We start from the raw sequence: 16,436 nt of genomic DNA, 5'->3' as shown, positions 1-16,436 counted from the left end.
TATGGAATCCAATGCCCCGGCACAAAGCCTGCGCCTGCCGCGTCGCGCCCTGGTGGCGCTGCCGCTGCTGGTGCTGCTGGCAGTGCCCGCCGCCGCGCACGTGCTCAACACGGACCTGAGCAAGCTCTCGCGTACCGAAATTTTCGGAACCTACCTGCAGCTTGGCTTCACGCACATCATCCCGCTGGGGTTTGACCATATTCTGTTTATCATCAGCCTCTACATTCTGGAGCCGCGCCTCAAGCCGGTGCTGCTGCAGGCCACGGCCTTCACCGTGGCGCATTCCATCACGCTGGGAATGGCCATGTACGGGCTGATTTCGCCCCCTACCGAAATCGTGGAGCCTATTATTGCGCTGTCCATTCTGTTTGTGGCCCTCGAAAACATTATAACCGACCGGCTGAATCCGTGGCGGCTGGTTATCGTATTCGGTTTCGGGCTGGTGCACGGCATGGGGTTCGCCAGCGTCCTCACCGGGCTGGGGCTGCCGGCCAAAGACTACGTTGGCTCGCTCATTTCCTTTAATGTGGGCGTGGAGCTGGGCCAGGTTTCGGTCATACTGCTGTGCTGGGCCTTGGTAGGCCGCTGGGCTGCCCGCAAGAGTTGGTACAAGCAGCGTGTGGTGGTGCCGGTGTCCGTAGTTATTGGCCTGGTTGCCGCCTATTGGACGATAGAGCGCGTGTTTTTTACCTGATAACTGAGAAATAATAAAGCAATTACCCAGAAGTGGCTGCTACTAAAAGCGGCATCCAATTCCCGCCGTCTGCCGTAGATTGCGCAACCTGATTACCAGTTCACCCGTGGCCCTTCGCTCACATTTTACGTTGCTGCTGCTCCTCAATTACCTTTTGGTAATTGGGGCTGGCCTCGTGGAACGCCCCGCGCGGGTCATTGACCGGCCTTTTGCCTACGTGCACAGCCACGACTGCCAATTGCAGCACACCCTGCGCCTGGCCTGTTTTGACGATTGCAACGGCGTGCAGTACCAAGTGAAGAAAAACGGCGAGCGGCCGCCTTTGCAGCAGCTTCTCAACACCCTCAAAGGCCTGGACAAGCACTGCTTGCCCGAAGTGCGGATGGTGGTGAGCACGGCTGTTTTTCGTCTTCCTCAGCCCCGGTTGGCCGCCCGCGAGCTAGCCGTGCCCAGTGGGTACCGGGGCCAGATTGAGTTGCCACCCCGTCGGGGATAAGCCGTGCGCGGGCCTGCGGGCCCGGGAGGTACCGAGCGCTGGGCGTCCGGGCCGTTTCGTCTTATCCACAACCTGACGCTGCCGGCGCGGCTACATGCCCCGGCCCGTCTATCCCCGACTGTTTATGAATTTCTGGGCCAACTCCCTCCAACCCGTAGCGGGCGCTATGGGCGCTTCCTCCCGTGTGCAACTGCCCGCCGCCGGCCGCATTGCCATTTCTTGCCTCGACAAGGTTCGCGGCCTGCCTTCGGACCAATCGGCTTCGCTGGTTAACACGCAGCGCAGCGGCCAGGCCCGGCACCAGGCCCAACACCGGGCCCAGTGCCGGGCCAACTGCATGAGCAAGGCTAATTTTTAAGCCTGTCGGCACCGGCGCATTCTCATTTTTCAATCCGGATTTGCTAATGGAGCGCTGCTACGGCAGGGCTTCATCAGCCCGCATTCTGTTCTATAGATGAAACAATTAGTTACTACTACCTCATTCTTGTGGGTCTTTTTTCTGGCGCTGGGTTTAACGGGGCAATGCGCCCAGGCCCAAGGCACAGCTACACTGCGCGGCAGCGTGGCCGACTCGCTCTCCGGTCAGCCGTTGGTGGGTGTGAGCGTGGGCCTGCAAGGCCAGCCCGGCGGCACTGCTACCGACGCGCTGGGCAACTTCCGCCTCGCGGGTGTGGCGCCCGGCACTTACACTCTGCTGGTGAGCGCACTGGGCTACCGCAGCGCCACCCAGGCCGTGACGCTGGCGGCCGGCGAAACCCGCGCCGTGCCGTTTACCATCGCCGGCGCGGCCCTGAACCTCGCGGAAGTGACCGTGAGCCAGCCGCGCGACCCCAACCAGAGCCTGGCCGCCATCAACCAAATCGACAAAGTATTACGGCCCGTGAACTCGGCCCAGGACCTGCTGCGGCTGGTGCCGGGCCTCTTTATTGCCCAGCATGCGGGCGGCGGCAAGGCCGAGCAGATTTTTCTGCGCGGCTTTGATGTGGACCACGGTACCGACTTTGCGGTGAGCGTGGACGGCCTGCCGGTGAACATGGTGAGCCACGCCCACGGCCAGGGCTACGCCGACTTTCACTTCGTGATTCCCGAAACGGTGGAGCAGCTGAAGGTGTACAAAGGCCCGTATACGGCGCGCTTCGGCGATTTTGCCACGGCTGGCGCGGGCGAGTTCAGTACCAAAACCCGCCTCGATGCCAGCCAGGTGAAGCTGGAGGTGGGCCGTTTCGACATCTACCGGGCGCTGGTGATGCTGGATTTGCTGGGCAACACCAACCGCCATCTGTTCTCCAAAAAGCCCGAAAGCGCCTACGTGGCCGCCGAGTACAACTTCACCAACGCCTACTTCGACCAGCCGCAGGATTTCCGGCGCTTCAACGGCCTGGCCAAGTACACCGGGCAGCTATCGGACCGCACCTTGCTCACGCTGCTGGGCTCGCACTTCACCTCCAGCTGGGACGCCAGCGGCCAGATTCCGGAAAGCGCCGTGCGCGACGGCCTCATCACGCGCTTCGGCAGCATCGACCCCAGCGAGGGCGGCGACACCGACCGCACCAACGCCTCGGCGGTGCTCACCACCGGCCTGCCCGGCGACGCCATTATTCGCCAGCAGGTGTACTACTCGCGCTACAATTTCAACCTGTTTTCCAACTTCACTTTCTTCCTCAACGATGAGGAGAATGGCGACGAAATCAATCAGACCGACGCCCGCAACATTTACGGCTACACCGGCACCTACGACCGCGACGACCGCATCGGCGCCCGCAGCCTGCACAGCACCTTCGGCCTGGGCACCCGCCTCGATGATACGGACCTGACCCTGCGCCGGGCCGTGCGCCGCACCATCACCGACACCATCACGGCCGGCAAGGTTTTTGAGCAGAACATCAACGCCTACCTCGACGAAACCCTGACCCTGACCGACCGCCTCACGCTGAACGCCGCCGTGCGCGCCGACGTATTCGTGTTCGATTTCCGCGGCCTCATCACCAACGACGATGGTAACCGGGAGCCGCTGCGAGGCCGCAAAACCCGCGCCCGCGTGTCACCCAAGCTCAATTTGTACTACCAGCTCACGCCCACGGTGCAGCTGTTTGCGCGCTCCGGCTACGGGTTTCACTCCAACGACGCCCGCGGCGTAATTCGCGGCACCGTGAACGACAACGTGCTGCCCCGCGCCCTGGGCTACGAGGCGGGCAGCACCTTCAAACCGCTGCCGGGCGTGGTGGTGAACGCCGCACTCTGGGCGCTGCACCTGGAAGATGAATTGGTGTACGTGGGCGATGAAGCCGTGGTGGAAAGCGCCGGCCGCACCCGCCGCTACGGCGCCGACCTTTCGGTGCGCTACCAGCTTACCCACGCCCTGTTTGCCGACGTGGACCTGAACTACAACCACGGCCGGCTGGTAGGAGTGGCCGAGGGCGAAAACTTCATTCCGCTGGCGCCGCGCTTTACCAGCGTAGGCGGCCTCACCCTCAAAAACCCGCAGGGCTTCAGCGCCAGCCTGCGCTACCGCCACCTCGACAGCCGCGCGGCCAACGAGGACAACTCCATTCGCGCCCGCGGCTACTTCCTCTTCGACGGTGTGCTGAGCTACACCCAACCCCGCTTCCAGATTGGGGCCACTGCCGAAAACCTGCTGAACGTGGACTGGAACGAAGCCCAGTTTGCCAACCCCAGCCGCCTGCGCGGCCAGACCACGCCCGTGGAGGAACAGCTGCATTTTACGCCCGGCACACCCTTTTTCGTGAAGGTGAATGCCAGCGTGTTCTTCTAAGTGGGGGCTGAGCAGGGAATTTGCGGCTGCGCTGAGCTAAAGTTGTGCAATTTCGCCTGATTTATGCTTGTCAGCCTTCGCTTTTTTATGCGCAAACAATTACTCTTTCTCGTCTCAGGTTGGTTCGCCGCATTCGGCAGCGCGGCCCAAACGCCCACTCAAACCATAAAGCCCCGGCTTACCAACGTGACGGTGTACCTGAACGGCTCGGCGCTGGAACATGAAGGACAAGTGACCCTGGCCGCCGGCCTCAACCGGCTGGTGGTCGGCAACCTGTCGCCCCGCATCGACGCCCAAACGTTGGAAGTGCGCCTCGGCGAGGCGGCCGAGCTGCTTTCGGTGAGCGACGACGACGACGAGGCTCCGCCGCCCAAGCTACTCAACCAAACTGCTGCCGACAGCCTGGTCCGCGCCGAAACCGAGCTGCGAACCATTGAAGGCGAGTTGCAGGGCCTGCAGCAGGAGAAAGCCTTCCTGCTGGCCAATCAAACGCTGCCTTCGGGCACGCAAGCCAACTGGAGCGCCGAGGTGCAGAAAGGCAGCGCCCTCATGCGTACCCGCCTGCCGCTCATTCAGCAGGAAACCGAGCAGTTGAAAACCCGGCAGGAGCTGCTGAAAACGCAAACCAACAAGCTGCGCCCGCGCGCCACCGAAACCAGCCTGGGCAGTTGGCAGGTGCTATTGGTGCGCGCCCCGCGCCCCCTCACGGTAACAATGAGCGTGCGCTATTTCGTCCGTACCCGGATGCCTTGGTATCCCAAGCTGGACATCCGGGCGGATGCGCCGGGCCGGGTGGTGGAATTTGTGCCGCACGGGCTGGTGCGCAACAGCACCGGTCTACCCTGGCAGCAGGTCCGCTTGGTGCTGATGCGCCACGCGCAGGGGGAAGATGTTTCGCGGCCCGACTTAGAGCCTTGGTCGTTGGATTTTGACGGGGGTGACCACATTGGTGAAGGCCGTATCGACGAGTTTGTGGTGAAGGGCACGGCCAAGGGCCGCCCGGTAGAAGTGTCGCAGGGCACCCGCTACGAGGTGCCCGAGCTGGTGACGCTGGCTCCGGGAGCCCGCCGCGAGCTTACGCTGCCTTCGGTGAAACTGGCCGGCCGGCCCGAATATCTGGCCGTGCCGCGGCTGTCCGAGCACGTATTTCTACAGTCCAAAGTATCGGGCTGGGAAGGGCTGCAGCTGCCCGAAAGAGCCAAAGTATTCCACCAAGGCATGTTTGTGGGCGATACGGAGTTGAATGACCGCGCCTACAACGACTCGTTGGAAGTGGCCCTGGGCCACGATGAGCTGTTGGTGGTGGGCCGGGCCAAGCTCGAAGATTACAGCGGCAACGTGCCCCTGAGCGACAAGCGCCGCGTGCGCCTCACCTACGAGCTAAACGTGCGCAACCGCCACACCGAAACGGTGCGCCTGCGCCTGCTCGACCAAATACCGATATCCGAGGAAAAGGAAATCAGTGTGAAAGTGCTTGAAATGAGCGGCGCACAGCTCGATGCGCGCTCCGGCAAGCTTACCTGGCTGCTCACCGTGCCTTCCGGGGCCAGTCAGCGACTGCGTTTCAGCTTCCAGGTCGATTACCCAAAAGACAAAAAAGTGGAAATAATCAACCACCAGGTCCGAATATCCAACCCGAAATTTCGGTAAGCTCAACCGGATACGGCTTGCGCGGCTCGCAAAATTCAAACACAAAAATGCCCATCCGCATGGCAGATGGGCATTTTTGTGTTTCTCAGTCTCTTGAGAGAAGAATAACTCAAGTAGGACCAGAGCCGCTTACCGCAGCGCGAGCTTGCGGCTGAGCCGGAACTCCGGCACCGACAGTTGGTACATGCCAGCTGCCAGCTGGCGCTTCACGCCCAGGCGCACCTCGTTCGAGCCGGGGTTAAGGCGCACGGTTTCTTCGTGCACCAGCCGGCCGGTGAGGTCGTGCAGGCGAATGGTGGCGGTTTGCTGCAGCTCCGATTGCAGCACCACGTCGATGCGGTCGGAAGACGTCGGGTTGGGGTACACGCTCAGGTCGGTGCTCAGCGCGGCCTGCAGGGCGGCGGCGGGCGCGTCGGTGTTAGCGTCGCGGCGGCCGGTCATGGCGCCGGTTACCACCGCGGGAGGCATGTAGGTAGCTTTGATGAAGCAGCGCTGCGCAGGGTTGGCCGTAGAAGCGTTGTTGGCGCGCAGCGTGTACCAGCCCTCGGCCGTAGTGGTGTAGGAACCGGTGAGGTTGCCCGTGCCGGTGCGGGTGCTCACCACGGTGCCGGCGCTGTTTGCTATCGAAACCGTGAGGCTGCGGGTGGCGTCGGTGGGGTAGAGTACGTAGGAAATGGCTTTGCCCGACGCCACGTAGATGCGGCCGGCCTTACGCACGGCTGTGGAAGCAGCCGGCAGCTGGCCGCCCTGGCCCAACGAGCGGCTGTCCTTGTCGCCGAGGTCGTCGGCCAGTTCCCATTCCTGGGTGGTGGTGCGGGGCGTTTTCACGTAGCCGGTGACGGCGTTGGTGGGCGCCCACACCGAGTAGCCGCGGCGTCCGCCAGCGGCCGTGCCGTTGCAGGGCGGCGTGTTGATAACCACCGTTTGCGAGCCACTCACCGTGACGGTGGACGTGCCGTTGGCACCGGAGTAGTCCTTGAGTACGGTGCCGGGCGCGAAGTCGCAGCTCACGGTGCTGTTCTGCCAGGTGCTGAAGTTGTCGTTGATGCCGATAATGGCCTTGGTGCTGCGCTCAATCACGAGGTGGTCGGCGGCCTGCCAGCGCACTTTGTAAGCACCCTGCTTGAATTTCAGGTTCTGGTGGCACCAAATCAGGTTTTCGAGGTCGGAGCGTACGGGCAAATCCACGGTGCTTTTGGGGCTGTGCGAGTAGCGCTTGCCCGTATTGCCAATGTTGAACAAGTCTTCGAAGAAAATCTGGGGCGAACCATCAAACGCCAGCGCGGCGGCGTAGGCGGCCGACAGGCGCGGGTCGAACGGGTCGATGTGCGGGGCCAGCTCCGAGCCGGAATTCCAGCCGGTGTAGTTGCCGGTGCTGCTTACCTGGGGCCGGAAGGTGTCGTGGTTGTTCACAAAAGGCACTGTGCGGTGCACGTATGTACCGTTGGTGAGCACTGTGCGGGTGCCCTGCTGGTAGCCCGGCAGCGTGCCGATGTTGAAGTTGCCACCGCCGCTCACGATGCCGTAGAGGCCCTCGCGGAATCCGAAGTCGAAGGTGCCGGCGCGGTTCTGCACATCGGTGCACCACTGGTCGAGCTGGCCGGCGCCGCCCACCCATTCGCCCACGGCGTACATGGTAGCACCGCCGTTGGCCCAGCCGGCGTTGCTTTGCAGGTTATAGAGGAAGTCTTCCATGGCAAAAGCTGGAAAGTGCTTCACGGCGTCAACGCGGACGCCGTCGAAACCCACCTGCTTCTTGTACCATACCAGCCAGTCGCGGTTGCCGTTGCGCATGTAGTCGGCGCTTTGGGTCGGGTTGAAGGTGGCGTTGGAGCTTTGGCCGTAGGAGCCGTTGTAGTAGCTGATGTCGGGGCCGAAGAGGATGGAATTGAGGTCGCCGCTGGTGGAATTGTTACCGGGGTTGGGGTTAAAGTTCTGCCAGTTTTTGGAGAAGCGGCCGTTGCGGGCCAGGTAGTTGGCAGCAGTTTCGTCGGTGGCCGCCTTCGTATAGCTCACGTAGCGAAAGTTCTTGTATTTGCTGGTGGTGCCATCTTCCCAGGCGGACGGGTCCTGTCCGCCACCGCCGCTGGCCGAGCCCGCGCCGTCGTTGTGGTTCAGCACAATGTCCTGCACCACATCGATGCCGTTGGCGTGCAGAATGGCCACGCCGCGCAGCAACTCGTCCTTGTTGCCCACGCGGGTGGCCAGAAAGCCCTTCTGGTACTTATCGCCCAAGTCGTAGTTATCGAAGGGCGAATAGCCGTTGCCCTGGTTGCTGTTTTTTATGCTCGGCGGCATCCATACCGCGTCGATACCTATGGCTTTGAGGCGCGGAGCGAGGTCGGCAATGTAGTTGGCCCAGCCATTGGGGTAGTTGGTGTTCCAGTAGTCCCACCAAAAGCCCTGCAATACAACCTGCTGGGCTTTAACCTGCTGATTTACTGAAAATAACGAAAGAAAGATTAGCAGCGCAGTCCACCGGAATCGTTTGCGGTGACTGAAATACGAGGAAAAGTGCATCATGGCGTGGGAATTGGGTTTTAAGGTGAAAAAAAGAAGCGTGCAAGTTTGCGAAGAATTGAAAGCAATAAGTAGTTTATGCACTCAATTAGCTTGTTAAGGTAATTATAATCATTGAAATTGCAACGTCACGCTGTTTTGAAGGCTGGATAAAAATTGTATTTTTCATTCAGACTAAACCGGGCTACGCCGGGGAGCGGTGGGTGGCGGCCAACCTAGCGGGTGGCAGGGACGATGGCATGCGCCGCGCCGCACACGAGGGTTGGGCAACATGCTTTCGGCAGTACCTTTAAGATTATGCCCAAGTCAAAAAGAACAGAAGCGGCTTTCGACACGCTGTTTGCAAGCATTGTTTCGCGGGGTTACATATTGGGCCTGCTCCTGGTGGCGGGCTGCCAGCTGCGGGCTGATGAGGCGCCGATTGCGGGGCCGCTGCTGGCGGCCAGTGCGGTGGTTCCGGTAGCTGCTATTGCTGCGGTTGTCCCCGACTCGCTGGCTCTCACGCCGGTGTCGGCCCTGCCCGATGTGCCCGATACTTTGCGCCAGGCAATCCGGCACCTGCATGCCGCCCTGGGCCCTCAGGCCGCCAGCCTGCGCCCCGAGGTGCTGGAGCAAGCCTGCGTGGGCTACCTCACCCTGCACCCCACCGGCCGCATTGAGCGCGCCGGCCTGCTGGCCGTGGCTGATATGGACCTGCCCAATACCACTCCCCGCCTGTGGGTGCTGGACCTGCGCGCCGGCCAAGTGCTGCACCACAGCTTGGTGGCCCACGGCGAAGGTTCGGGCCGGCTGCGGGCCACGCGCTTCTCCAACCAGGAAAAATCGGCCTGCACCTCGCTAGGTTTCTACCGCACGGCTGGCACCTACGACGGTATTCACGGCTATTCGCGCCGCATTGAGGGCCTCGACAAGGGCCAGAATGCCAATGCCTTCGACCGCTACGTGGTGCTACACGCCGCCGACTACGCCAGCCCCAGATACATTGCGCAGCACGGCCGTTTGGGCTATAGTCGCGGCTGTCCCGCGCTGCCACCCGAGCAGTACAAAGAAATAATTGCCTCAGTACGAGTGGGCAGCATGCTGCTCATCAGTGGGCCGGGGCTGGCCTCACGCTGGCTCGATGGCGCCGCCGCTGGCAAGCGTTTTCTGGCTCGTGGCTGGGAGTAATTTTTCGGGCCGCACCCCTGCTCCCAAACCAGGCCAATGAATCATTCGGGCCAAAGAGCCGTTTACAAAGCAGCCGCCGGACTGCGAACTACGTATAAGGCGGCAAGCCAATAGTTACAAGTCAAACCATTGGTTTGGCCTGCCTCACCCGCTAACTCCAGGAAATATGTACCAGACCAGCGTAATTCAGCGTAAACGCAAGATGATGCGAACCCGTGTGACACGTCGCGTTTTGCCTTTTCTGGCGGCGTTGTTTCTGGCTACTCCCATTGCAATGCCCGTGGCCAAATCGGTAGCCGGTAGCACTGGTTATCAGATGAGTACGTCCGGTATGGCAGCTTCGCCCACGAACGTGTTCGATACCAAGCTGCGTGCTACTTACAACGCGTTGGGTGCCGAGCAGCAGGGCCTCAAGTTTGAAACCTTCGCCAAGGCCATAACTGGTTACCTCAACCTGCGCGAGGCGGGCCAGTTGGCCAACGACAAGCAGCTGCTGACGGTGGTGGACTTCGACCTGCCTTCTACCGAGAAGCGGCTCTGGGTTTTCGATTTGGCTACCAACGAAACCAAGTTCCACACCCTCGTGGCCCACGGCCACAACTCCGGTGAAAACGAAGCCACCAACTTTTCCAACACCGACCAGAGCAACATGAGTAGCCTGGGTTTCTATGCCACCAGCAACGAGTACCAGGGCAAGCACGGCCGTAGCCTGCGCCTTGAAGGTCTCGATGAAGGCTTCAATACCAATGCTTCCGCCCGCTCGGTGGTGATGCACGGCGCCGATTACGTTAGTGAGGCTTTCATTAAGCAGAACGGTCGCCTGGGCCGCAGCCTCGGTTGCCCCGCGTTGCCAATGGATTTGAAGGACGAAATTATCGAAGCCGTGAACGGTGGCACCTGCTTGTTCATCAACAAGTCCAACGCCGGCTACGACTCTAAATATCTAAACCAGGAAGCCGCTCTCACCGCGCTGGTGTCCACGGCTTCAGCAACCGCTACTCACAGCTAGAAAACTAGCCCAATGAAATAGAAAAGGCCCGTTCTGGAATTCCAGAAAGGGCCTTTTTTTATTAGCTGGCTTTAGCAGTTTGCAGGGGTGTCTTACTGTAGTTTCACGCCAAATTTCTGCCCGACGCTTTCCAAATCCTTTATTACCGCATCCAGCAGCGGAATACCACCGAGTAGGCGCACGGCGGCCATTTCTCGCTCCGGGTCGCCAGGAATAAGAATTTTTTTGCCCTCCATGGCGTGCGCGTTGCGGAAAGTGGTAATCCAATTATCCATGTGCGCCTTGAACTCGTCGGCAGGCCGAAATGCATCGACGCGCATGGCCCCGAAAAAATGGCCCAGGCCCTGCCCCACCGGGTCGGTAGGGGGCTGCAGGAACGCCACAAACGGCGGAACCCACGGCCCGTAGTTGGCCCCCGAAAGCACCGCCGAAAAGATATCAACCACCGCGCCCAGGGCGTAACCCTTGTGCGAGCCCGTGGCGCCGCCCAGCGGCAGCAGGGCGCCGCCATTTTTCACCGCGTTGGCATCGGTTGAGGGGCTGCCGTCGGCGTTCTGCACCCAGCCTTCGGGCACGGGCAGCTGCTTGCGCTGGGCAATTTCCAGCTTGCCGTTGGCGGCGGTGGTGGTGGCCAGGTCGGCCACAAAATCGGGCTGCTCGCCGGCGGGCACGGCCACGGCAATGGGGTTGGTGCCCAGCAGGCGGTCGAGCGAGTGGGTGGGCGCCACCAGGGGCGAGGCGTTGGTCATGGCCACGCCTATCATGTCGTGGGCCAAGGCCAGCATGGCGTGGTAGCCGGCTATGCCGAAATGGTTGGAGTTCTTCACCGAAACCCAGCCGGTGCCTACCAGGCGGGCTTTTTCGATGGCCACGCGCATGGCTTTGGGGCCCACCACGAGGCCCAGGCCGCCGTCGCCGTCCACTACGGCCGTGCTGGGCGTTTCGTAGGTCACGCCCACCCTGGGAGTGGGGTTGATGCGGCCCGCTTCCCAGAGGCGCACGTAGCCCACCAGCCGGGCCACGCCGTGCGAGTCGATGCCGCGGAGGTCGGCTGCGAGCAGGGTTTCGGTGGCCAGCGTGGCATCATCTTCGGGGCAGCCAATGCTGCGAAAAACGGCCTCGGTGAAGGTGAAAAGCTGGTTATAGGAAAACGTCATTGGAGGAGATTAAGCGGCGAGCATTTCCGCCAGCAAGCCTTCTTTAAGGGCGAAGGCTGAGGTGCGGATGCGGGTGATTTCAGAAATGCCCAGCACGAAGTCGATGAGTACTGCGGCCACTACCAGCATATTGGCCCGCATGGGCAGGATGCCGGGCAAAGCCGCTCGTTGCTCGTGGTTGCCACTCAGCAGGTGTCGGTAGCTGGCCTGGAAGCTGCTCACGAGCAGCTCCGTGTAAGGAGGCAGCTCGGATTCGGTGCGCAGCCGGCCCAGCTGCATGTCGGCCAGGCTGTCGAAGCTGCCCGAGGCGCCGACCAGGCCCACGGGCTTGTAGCGCTGCACGGCTTCGAGCAGCGGGTCGAGTGCGGCGCGCAGGTACTCCTGCTCGGCCGCGACGGCTGCGGCCGGAAAAATGCCGCTCGGGTCCGGAAAAAACCGGTCGAGCAGGCGCTGGGCTCCGATTTCAAAGCTCTGCTTCCAGAAAATGGTGGTTTGCGTGGCAACAATAAATTCCACGGAGCCGCCGCCGATGTCCATAATCAGGTTCGGCTCCGAGCCCAGCGCTACGGCTTGGCGTACGCCGGCGCAAATCAGCTCCGCCTCCCGCTCGCCGGCAATAACGTCGACCTGAATGCCGGTTTGGGCGAAAATGTCGCGCACCAGGTCCGGGCCGTTGCTGGTTACGCGCATGGCGCTGGTGGCCGTGGCGCGCGTTTCGGTCACTTCGTGCAGCTCAATTTCCTCCTTAAAGCCTGCTAGCGTGTGCAGGGCACGGGCGTAAGCTTCGGGCGCGATGATGCCCTGGCTGATGCCGCCCTCGCCCAGGCGCACGCCGGCTTTGGTACGCAGCAGGGTTACGGGCTTTTCGCCGGGCTGGGTGGGCATCTCCACAATGAGCAGGTGGAAGGTATTGGTGCCCAAATCAATGAGTGCGAGGCGGCGATGGGCGTGCATAGTGAGGTAAGCTTTGGCTTGCCGGATAGGAGGCGGCGGGACGTACGGAAATAAGGAGTAAATAACGGACGGTAAGCTAAAGCTTACCTCACACTGCAAACCGGCAGAAGGTGCCTAGCGGCAGCTTGCGCTGGCCGGCATCGTGCAGGTAAATTTCGCCCAACTCCCGCACCGCTTTCGGGCCGGGGAAAATGGCCGTCGTCAGGTTGTCCAGAATCAGGGCCGAGAAGCCCAGGGAGTACAAGTTCACCACGAAGAAATGGTCTTCCGGGTCCAGTAGCTGCTGGCTGAGCTTGAGCAGTTCATTCAACTCGTCTTCGAGCTGCCACTTTTCGCCGTTGGGGCCGCGGCCGTAGGCGGGCGGGTCGAGGATGAGGCCCTGGTACTTGCTGCCGCGCTTCACTTCGCGCCGCACGTACTTCATGGCATCTTCCACCAGCCAGCGCACGCCGTCGAGCTGGCTGGCTTCCATGTTGTCGCGGGCCCAGAAGTTCACCTGCTTCACCGAATCGAGGTGCGTAACGTCGGCACCGGCGGCGCGGGCGGCCAGCGTGGCCGCGCCCGTGTAGGCAAACAGGTTGAGCACGCGCGGCAGCTTGGCCCGGCGCAGGCGCGTCTGGTTATAAATGAACTGCCAGTTCGGGTCCTGCTCCGGAAACAGGCCCACGTGCTTGAACGAGGACAAACCCAGCCGAAACTTCAGCTTCAGGCCGTCGGGCCGCTCGTAGCCAATCACCCACTGCTCGGGCATGTCGGGCTTGAGGCGCCACTGGCCCTTTTCGGTGCTGCCGGGGGCGCGGGCGAAGGCGGCGTCGGCCCGTCCCCATTCTTTCAGGGGCAGATGCGGGTCCCAGATGGCCTGGGGCTCGGGCCGGGCCAACACGTACTTGCCGAAACGTTCCAGCTTCTGAAAGTTGCCGCAGTCGATGAGCTCGTAGTCGGGCCAGGGAGAGGTGGTGAGGAAATCGTACATAGAAGGTGCAAAGGTAGGGGCCATGTCCGGCAGGGCCGATGGGGCCGGCGCTTAGCCGGCACCGTTTAAAGTTTGGGGCCGTATAGCGCAGCAATCAGCATAGGGTCAGGCTGGTTTATCGAATAATACCGGCTGCCCCGATGTTTCCCGCCTAGCTTTAGCAGATGTCAATGGTTCTTGCTCCTTGGAAAATCGGTCTCCTCGCCTGTGGGCTGCTGCTGAATGCCTGCTCGTCGCCGGCCCAACAGCCCGAAGTGCTGGTGCCAGATTCCACCACCGGACCCCTCACCCCGCGCCGCGAAGTATCGGAAGTGCCCCGGCGGGGCCGCGTGCTCGACGGCAACGATTCCGTGCTGGTGGCCACCCGCCCGCAGTTTGTGCTGAGTTTGCCGCGCCGCGCCCCGCTTGATACCGTTGCCCTGGGCCGACTGCTGGGCTGGGGCCCGGTGGCCACCAAAAAGCGCATTGCCGCCGCCCTGCCTTACGAAGAAGCCCCTGCCGGCTATCCGGTGCACCTGCTTCTGACCAGTGCCGAAGCCGCTCGTGTGCGCCGCCATCGTTCCGAATGGCCCGCCCTTACCCTCGCCGAGCGGCCGGGCCGCGCCTACACCACGCCTGTGGGGGCGCCCGTGCTGGGCTACACCAATGCCAACGCCCAGGCATTTTTGAGACAGGCTGCGCGCTACCGGCGCGGGCGTTTCTACCGCTTGCGCAATGGCGGGGTCGAAACCTACTACAACGGTTTGCTAAATGGGCGCCAGGGCTTTTTGCACCCGCTCGTGGATTCGGCGGGGCAGCAGCACGGTACCTGGGCCGCCGATACCACCTTCCAGCAGGGCCAGGACCTGCACCTGGCCCTCGACGTGAAATTGCAGGCCTACGCTGAAAGTCTGCTGGGCGGCCGCAAAGGCTACCTGGTGGCCCTGGACCCGCGCACCGGCGAAATTCTGTGCGCCGTGTCGGGCCCCACGTACCCGGCCGGCACCATCACCGCGCCCGACCAGGCTGGCGCCCGGGCCAAGCTGTTGCAACACGAAGACATGCCGCTCATCAACCGCCCCGCCATGCTGGCCAACCCGCCCGGCTCGGTATTCAAGCTCGTGAACGCGGCCGTGGCGCTGCAATTGGGTGCCATCGCGCCCAACGCCTCGTTCCGCTGCGACCAGACGCTTATCAGCTGCGTGCATTACCACCCGCGGGCCAAGAATCTGACCATGGGCCTGTAATACAGCTGCAATCCGTATTTCTACCAAGTAATGCGCGCCCTTATCGACCACGTGCCCGACAGCCTGCAGGCCGACACCGTGGCCGCCCGCCACGCCAACCTCAACGCCTGGCGGCGCTACGTCCGCTCGTTTGGGCTCGATTCGCTGCTGGGCGTGGACCTGCCCCGCGAAAGTCCCGGTTTCCTGCCCACCGCCGCCTATTACGACAAGGCCCGCCGCACCAGGCGCTGGACCTACCGCTCCATTTACTCCCTGAGTGTGGGCCAGGGCGAAATCAACCTTACGGGCCTGCAAATGGCTAATATGGCGGCCATCGTGGCCAATCGAGGCTGGTACTACACCCCGCATTTTGCGCGCAGTGTGGGCGACGACGGCCCGCTGCCGCGCTTCACCGAAAAGCACCACACCCTCGTCGATAGCGTGCATTTTGAAGCCCTGATACCCGGTATGCTGGCCGTGATGCAGCGCGGCGGCACCGCCGAAACCTCCAGCCTGGCCGACGTAGGCATCGCCGTGGCGGGCAAAACCGGCACCGTGCAAAACGACGAGGGCGACGACCACGCCACCTTCCTCGGTTTCGCCCCGGCCAACGACCCGCGCATTGCCGTAGCCGTGTACCTCGAAAACGCGGGCTTCGGGGCTACTGCCGCCGCGCCGTGTGCCGTTATGGTCATCGAAAAGTACCTGCGTGGCAGCATCGCGCCCAGCCGCAAGCGCTGGGAGGCCCGCATTAAACGTCGGAGTCGTTTGCAGGAGTAGCGACCGGAGAGGCAGTTGGGCTGCATTTGGGGGCGGACAGACGAATTGAACAGCAGGCCAGAATAGCGGAGGCAGATTCAAAATAGGATAAGTGCCCAGGGAAGCTACGTCCCAGCTACTGGCTGAAAGCTATTGGCTCATTACCTAGCTTTGCTTTTCAGCAGGCCGTCAACTACGGCCCGCCCAGTACAACCGCGCCATGCAATTCCACAAGTACCAGGGTACCGGCAATGATTTCATCATCATTGATGACCGCGCCCAAGCCTTCGATGAGGCCGACCAGGAGCTGGTTGCGCGCCTTTGCCACCGCCGTTTTGGTATTGGAGCCGATGGCCTGATTCTGTTGCGCAACAAGCCCGATTTCGACTTTGAGATGGTGTATTTCAATGCCGACGGCCGCCCTAGCTCCATGTGTGGCAACGGCGGGCGCTGCCTCGTGGCTTTTGCCAAAGACTTGGGCATCATTGCAAGCGAAGCCCGTTTCCTGGCTGTGGACGGCCCGCATGATGCCCGCGTCGACGCCGACGGGACCGTGCGCCTGAAAATGCAGGATGCCGCCGCCCCGCAGTCCGCCGAAACCGGCGGGCACGACGTCTTTTTGCACACCGGCTCGCCCCACCACGTCCACTTTCTTGACCCCGCGGAGGCGCCCACGCTGGCCGGTTTCAACGTCTTCGCCACCGGCCAGGCCATTCGCCGCCATTCCGCTTATGCCCCCGCCGGCACCAATGTAAACTTCGTGGAAGTACCCGCCGACCCCGGCCAGCCCTGGCCCGTGCGCACCTACGAGCGGGGCGTGGAAGACGAAACCCTGAGCTGCGGCACGGGCGTGACGGCCGTGGCCCTGGCGGCTTCGCAACGCGGGGCTACCTCGCCGGTACGGCTCAGCACGCCCGGCGGGGAGCTGGAAGTTGCTTTTGAGCAGCACCCCAATGGTGGTTTCGCCAACGTGTGGCTGAGCGGGCCGGCTGTGCGGGTGTTTGGCGGCGAAATCTAGGCAAGCAGGCTTTACCAATAGAAAAGTCTGCCACCACTGCTTCCAAGCCGTCCACAGCTCA

At 62.2% G+C, this 16,436-nt stretch carries 12 protein-coding genes and 1 pseudogene; 9 read left to right on the top strand and 4 right to left on the bottom strand.

Going from position 1 to position 16,436, the window contains the following annotated elements:
* Position 1: 1 nt before the first annotated feature.
* The 5 genes from GM79_RS21235 (at position 2) to GM79_RS21215 (ending at position 5,613) form a co-directional block, all read left to right on the top strand.
* A complete protein-coding gene (locus GM79_RS21235; RefSeq protein ID WP_051719160.1) occupies positions 2–694 on the top strand; it encodes a HupE/UreJ family protein in 693 nt (230 codons plus the stop codon).
* A 106-nt stretch (positions 695–800) separates the two neighbouring features.
* Entirely contained in the window at positions 801–1,190 is a 390-nt protein-coding gene (locus GM79_RS21230; RefSeq protein ID WP_152560129.1) for a hypothetical protein, read from the top strand.
* A 124-nt stretch (positions 1,191–1,314) separates the two neighbouring features.
* Entirely contained in the window at positions 1,315–1,548 is a 234-nt protein-coding gene (locus GM79_RS21225) for a hypothetical protein (protein ID WP_035567836.1), read from the top strand.
* A 96-nt stretch (positions 1,549–1,644) separates the two neighbouring features.
* Positions 1,645–3,963, top strand: coding sequence for a TonB-dependent receptor (locus GM79_RS21220; RefSeq protein WP_035567834.1), 2,319 nt, complete (start codon positions 1,645–1,647; stop codon positions 3,961–3,963).
* 87 nt (positions 3,964–4,050) lie between these two features.
* Positions 4,051–5,613 carry a DUF4139 domain-containing protein gene (locus GM79_RS21215; RefSeq protein ID WP_161787232.1) on the top strand — a complete coding sequence of 521 codons (1,563 nt, stop codon included), beginning with the start codon at positions 4,051–4,053 and terminating at the stop codon, positions 5,611–5,613.
* Between the two features lie 129 nt (positions 5,614–5,742).
* Here GM79_RS21215 and GM79_RS21210 read toward each other — a convergent pair whose 3' ends face one another.
* Positions 5,743–8,136, bottom strand: coding sequence for a T9SS type A sorting domain-containing protein (locus GM79_RS21210; RefSeq protein ID WP_035567829.1), 2,394 nt, complete (start codon positions 8,134–8,136; stop codon positions 5,743–5,745).
* A gap of 294 nt (positions 8,137–8,430) precedes the next feature.
* Between GM79_RS21210 and GM79_RS23445 the strand changes: the two genes are divergently transcribed.
* Together GM79_RS23445 and GM79_RS21200 are read left to right on the top strand one after the other, a co-directional pair.
* Positions 8,431–9,300 (top strand): murein L,D-transpeptidase catalytic domain family protein, encoded by an 870-nt coding sequence (locus GM79_RS23445; RefSeq protein WP_161787231.1) that lies wholly within the window; start codon positions 8,431–8,433, stop codon positions 9,298–9,300.
* A gap of 202 nt (positions 9,301–9,502) precedes the next feature.
* Positions 9,503–10,309, top strand: coding sequence for a murein L,D-transpeptidase catalytic domain family protein (locus GM79_RS21200; RefSeq protein WP_235184134.1), 807 nt, complete (start codon positions 9,503–9,505; stop codon positions 10,307–10,309).
* A 92-nt stretch (positions 10,310–10,401) separates the two neighbouring features.
* Here the strand turns inward: GM79_RS21200 and GM79_RS21195 are convergent, their stop codons facing one another.
* The 3 genes from GM79_RS21195 to GM79_RS21185 form a co-directional block, all read right to left on the bottom strand.
* Positions 10,402–11,466, bottom strand: a complete 1,065-nt coding sequence (locus tag GM79_RS21195) for an Ldh family oxidoreductase (protein WP_035567826.1) — start codon at positions 11,464–11,466, stop codon at positions 10,402–10,404.
* A gap of 9 nt (positions 11,467–11,475) precedes the next feature.
* Complete coding sequence (locus GM79_RS21190) at positions 11,476–12,420, bottom strand: hypothetical protein (RefSeq protein ID WP_035567824.1); 945 nt, start codon at positions 12,418–12,420, stop codon at positions 11,476–11,478.
* An 88-nt stretch (positions 12,421–12,508) separates the two neighbouring features.
* Positions 12,509–13,393, bottom strand: coding sequence for a class I SAM-dependent methyltransferase (locus GM79_RS21185; protein WP_035567822.1), 885 nt, complete (start codon positions 13,391–13,393; stop codon positions 12,509–12,511).
* A gap of 164 nt (positions 13,394–13,557) precedes the next feature.
* Here GM79_RS21185 and GM79_RS26200 point away from each other — a divergent pair.
* Positions 13,558–15,378: pseudogene (locus GM79_RS26200) on the top strand (peptidoglycan D,D-transpeptidase FtsI family protein).
* 199 nt (positions 15,379–15,577) lie between these two features.
* On the top strand, positions 15,578–16,375 hold the full coding sequence (dapF, locus tag GM79_RS21170; protein ID WP_035567815.1) for a diaminopimelate epimerase: 798 nt from the start codon (positions 15,578–15,580) through the stop codon (positions 16,373–16,375).
* The last annotated feature ends 61 nt before the right edge of the window (positions 16,376–16,436 follow it).

The sequence above is a fragment of the Hymenobacter sp. IS2118 genome (assembly GCF_000715495.1).
Classification (GTDB): Bacteria; Bacteroidota; Bacteroidia; order Cytophagales; family Hymenobacteraceae; genus Hymenobacter.
Note: the sequence above shows the minus strand (reverse complement) of the source record. Positions and strands in the feature narration are given on the sequence as shown.

Bases quoted from the DNA above. Each gene is read 5' to 3' on its own strand.
- GM79_RS21200 (WP_235184134.1), top strand. From the start codon at position 9,503: ATGATGCGAACCCGTGTGACACGTCGCGTTTTGCCTTTTCTGGCGGCG.
- GM79_RS21235 (WP_051719160.1), top strand. From the start codon at position 2: ATGGAATCCAATGCCCCGGCACAAAGCCTGCGCCTGCCGCGTCGCGCC.
- GM79_RS21220 (WP_035567834.1), top strand. From the start codon at position 1,645: ATGAAACAATTAGTTACTACTACCTCATTCTTGTGGGTCTTTTTTCTG.
- GM79_RS21190 (WP_035567824.1), bottom strand. From the start codon at position 12,420: ATGCACGCCCATCGCCGCCTCGCACTCATTGATTTGGGCACCAATACC.
- GM79_RS21185 (WP_035567822.1), bottom strand. From the start codon at position 13,393: ATGTACGATTTCCTCACCACCTCTCCCTGGCCCGACTACGAGCTCATC.
- dapF (WP_035567815.1), top strand. From the start codon at position 15,578: ATGCAATTCCACAAGTACCAGGGTACCGGCAATGATTTCATCATCATT.
- GM79_RS21195 (WP_035567826.1), bottom strand. From the start codon at position 11,466: ATGACGTTTTCCTATAACCAGCTTTTCACCTTCACCGAGGCCGTTTTT.
- GM79_RS21210 (WP_035567829.1), bottom strand. From the start codon at position 8,136: ATGATGCACTTTTCCTCGTATTTCAGTCACCGCAAACGATTCCGGTGG.
- GM79_RS21225 (WP_035567836.1), top strand. From the start codon at position 1,315: ATGAATTTCTGGGCCAACTCCCTCCAACCCGTAGCGGGCGCTATGGGC.
- GM79_RS21215 (WP_161787232.1), top strand. From the start codon at position 4,051: ATGCGCAAACAATTACTCTTTCTCGTCTCAGGTTGGTTCGCCGCATTC.
- GM79_RS23445 (WP_161787231.1), top strand. From the start codon at position 8,431: ATGCCCAAGTCAAAAAGAACAGAAGCGGCTTTCGACACGCTGTTTGCA.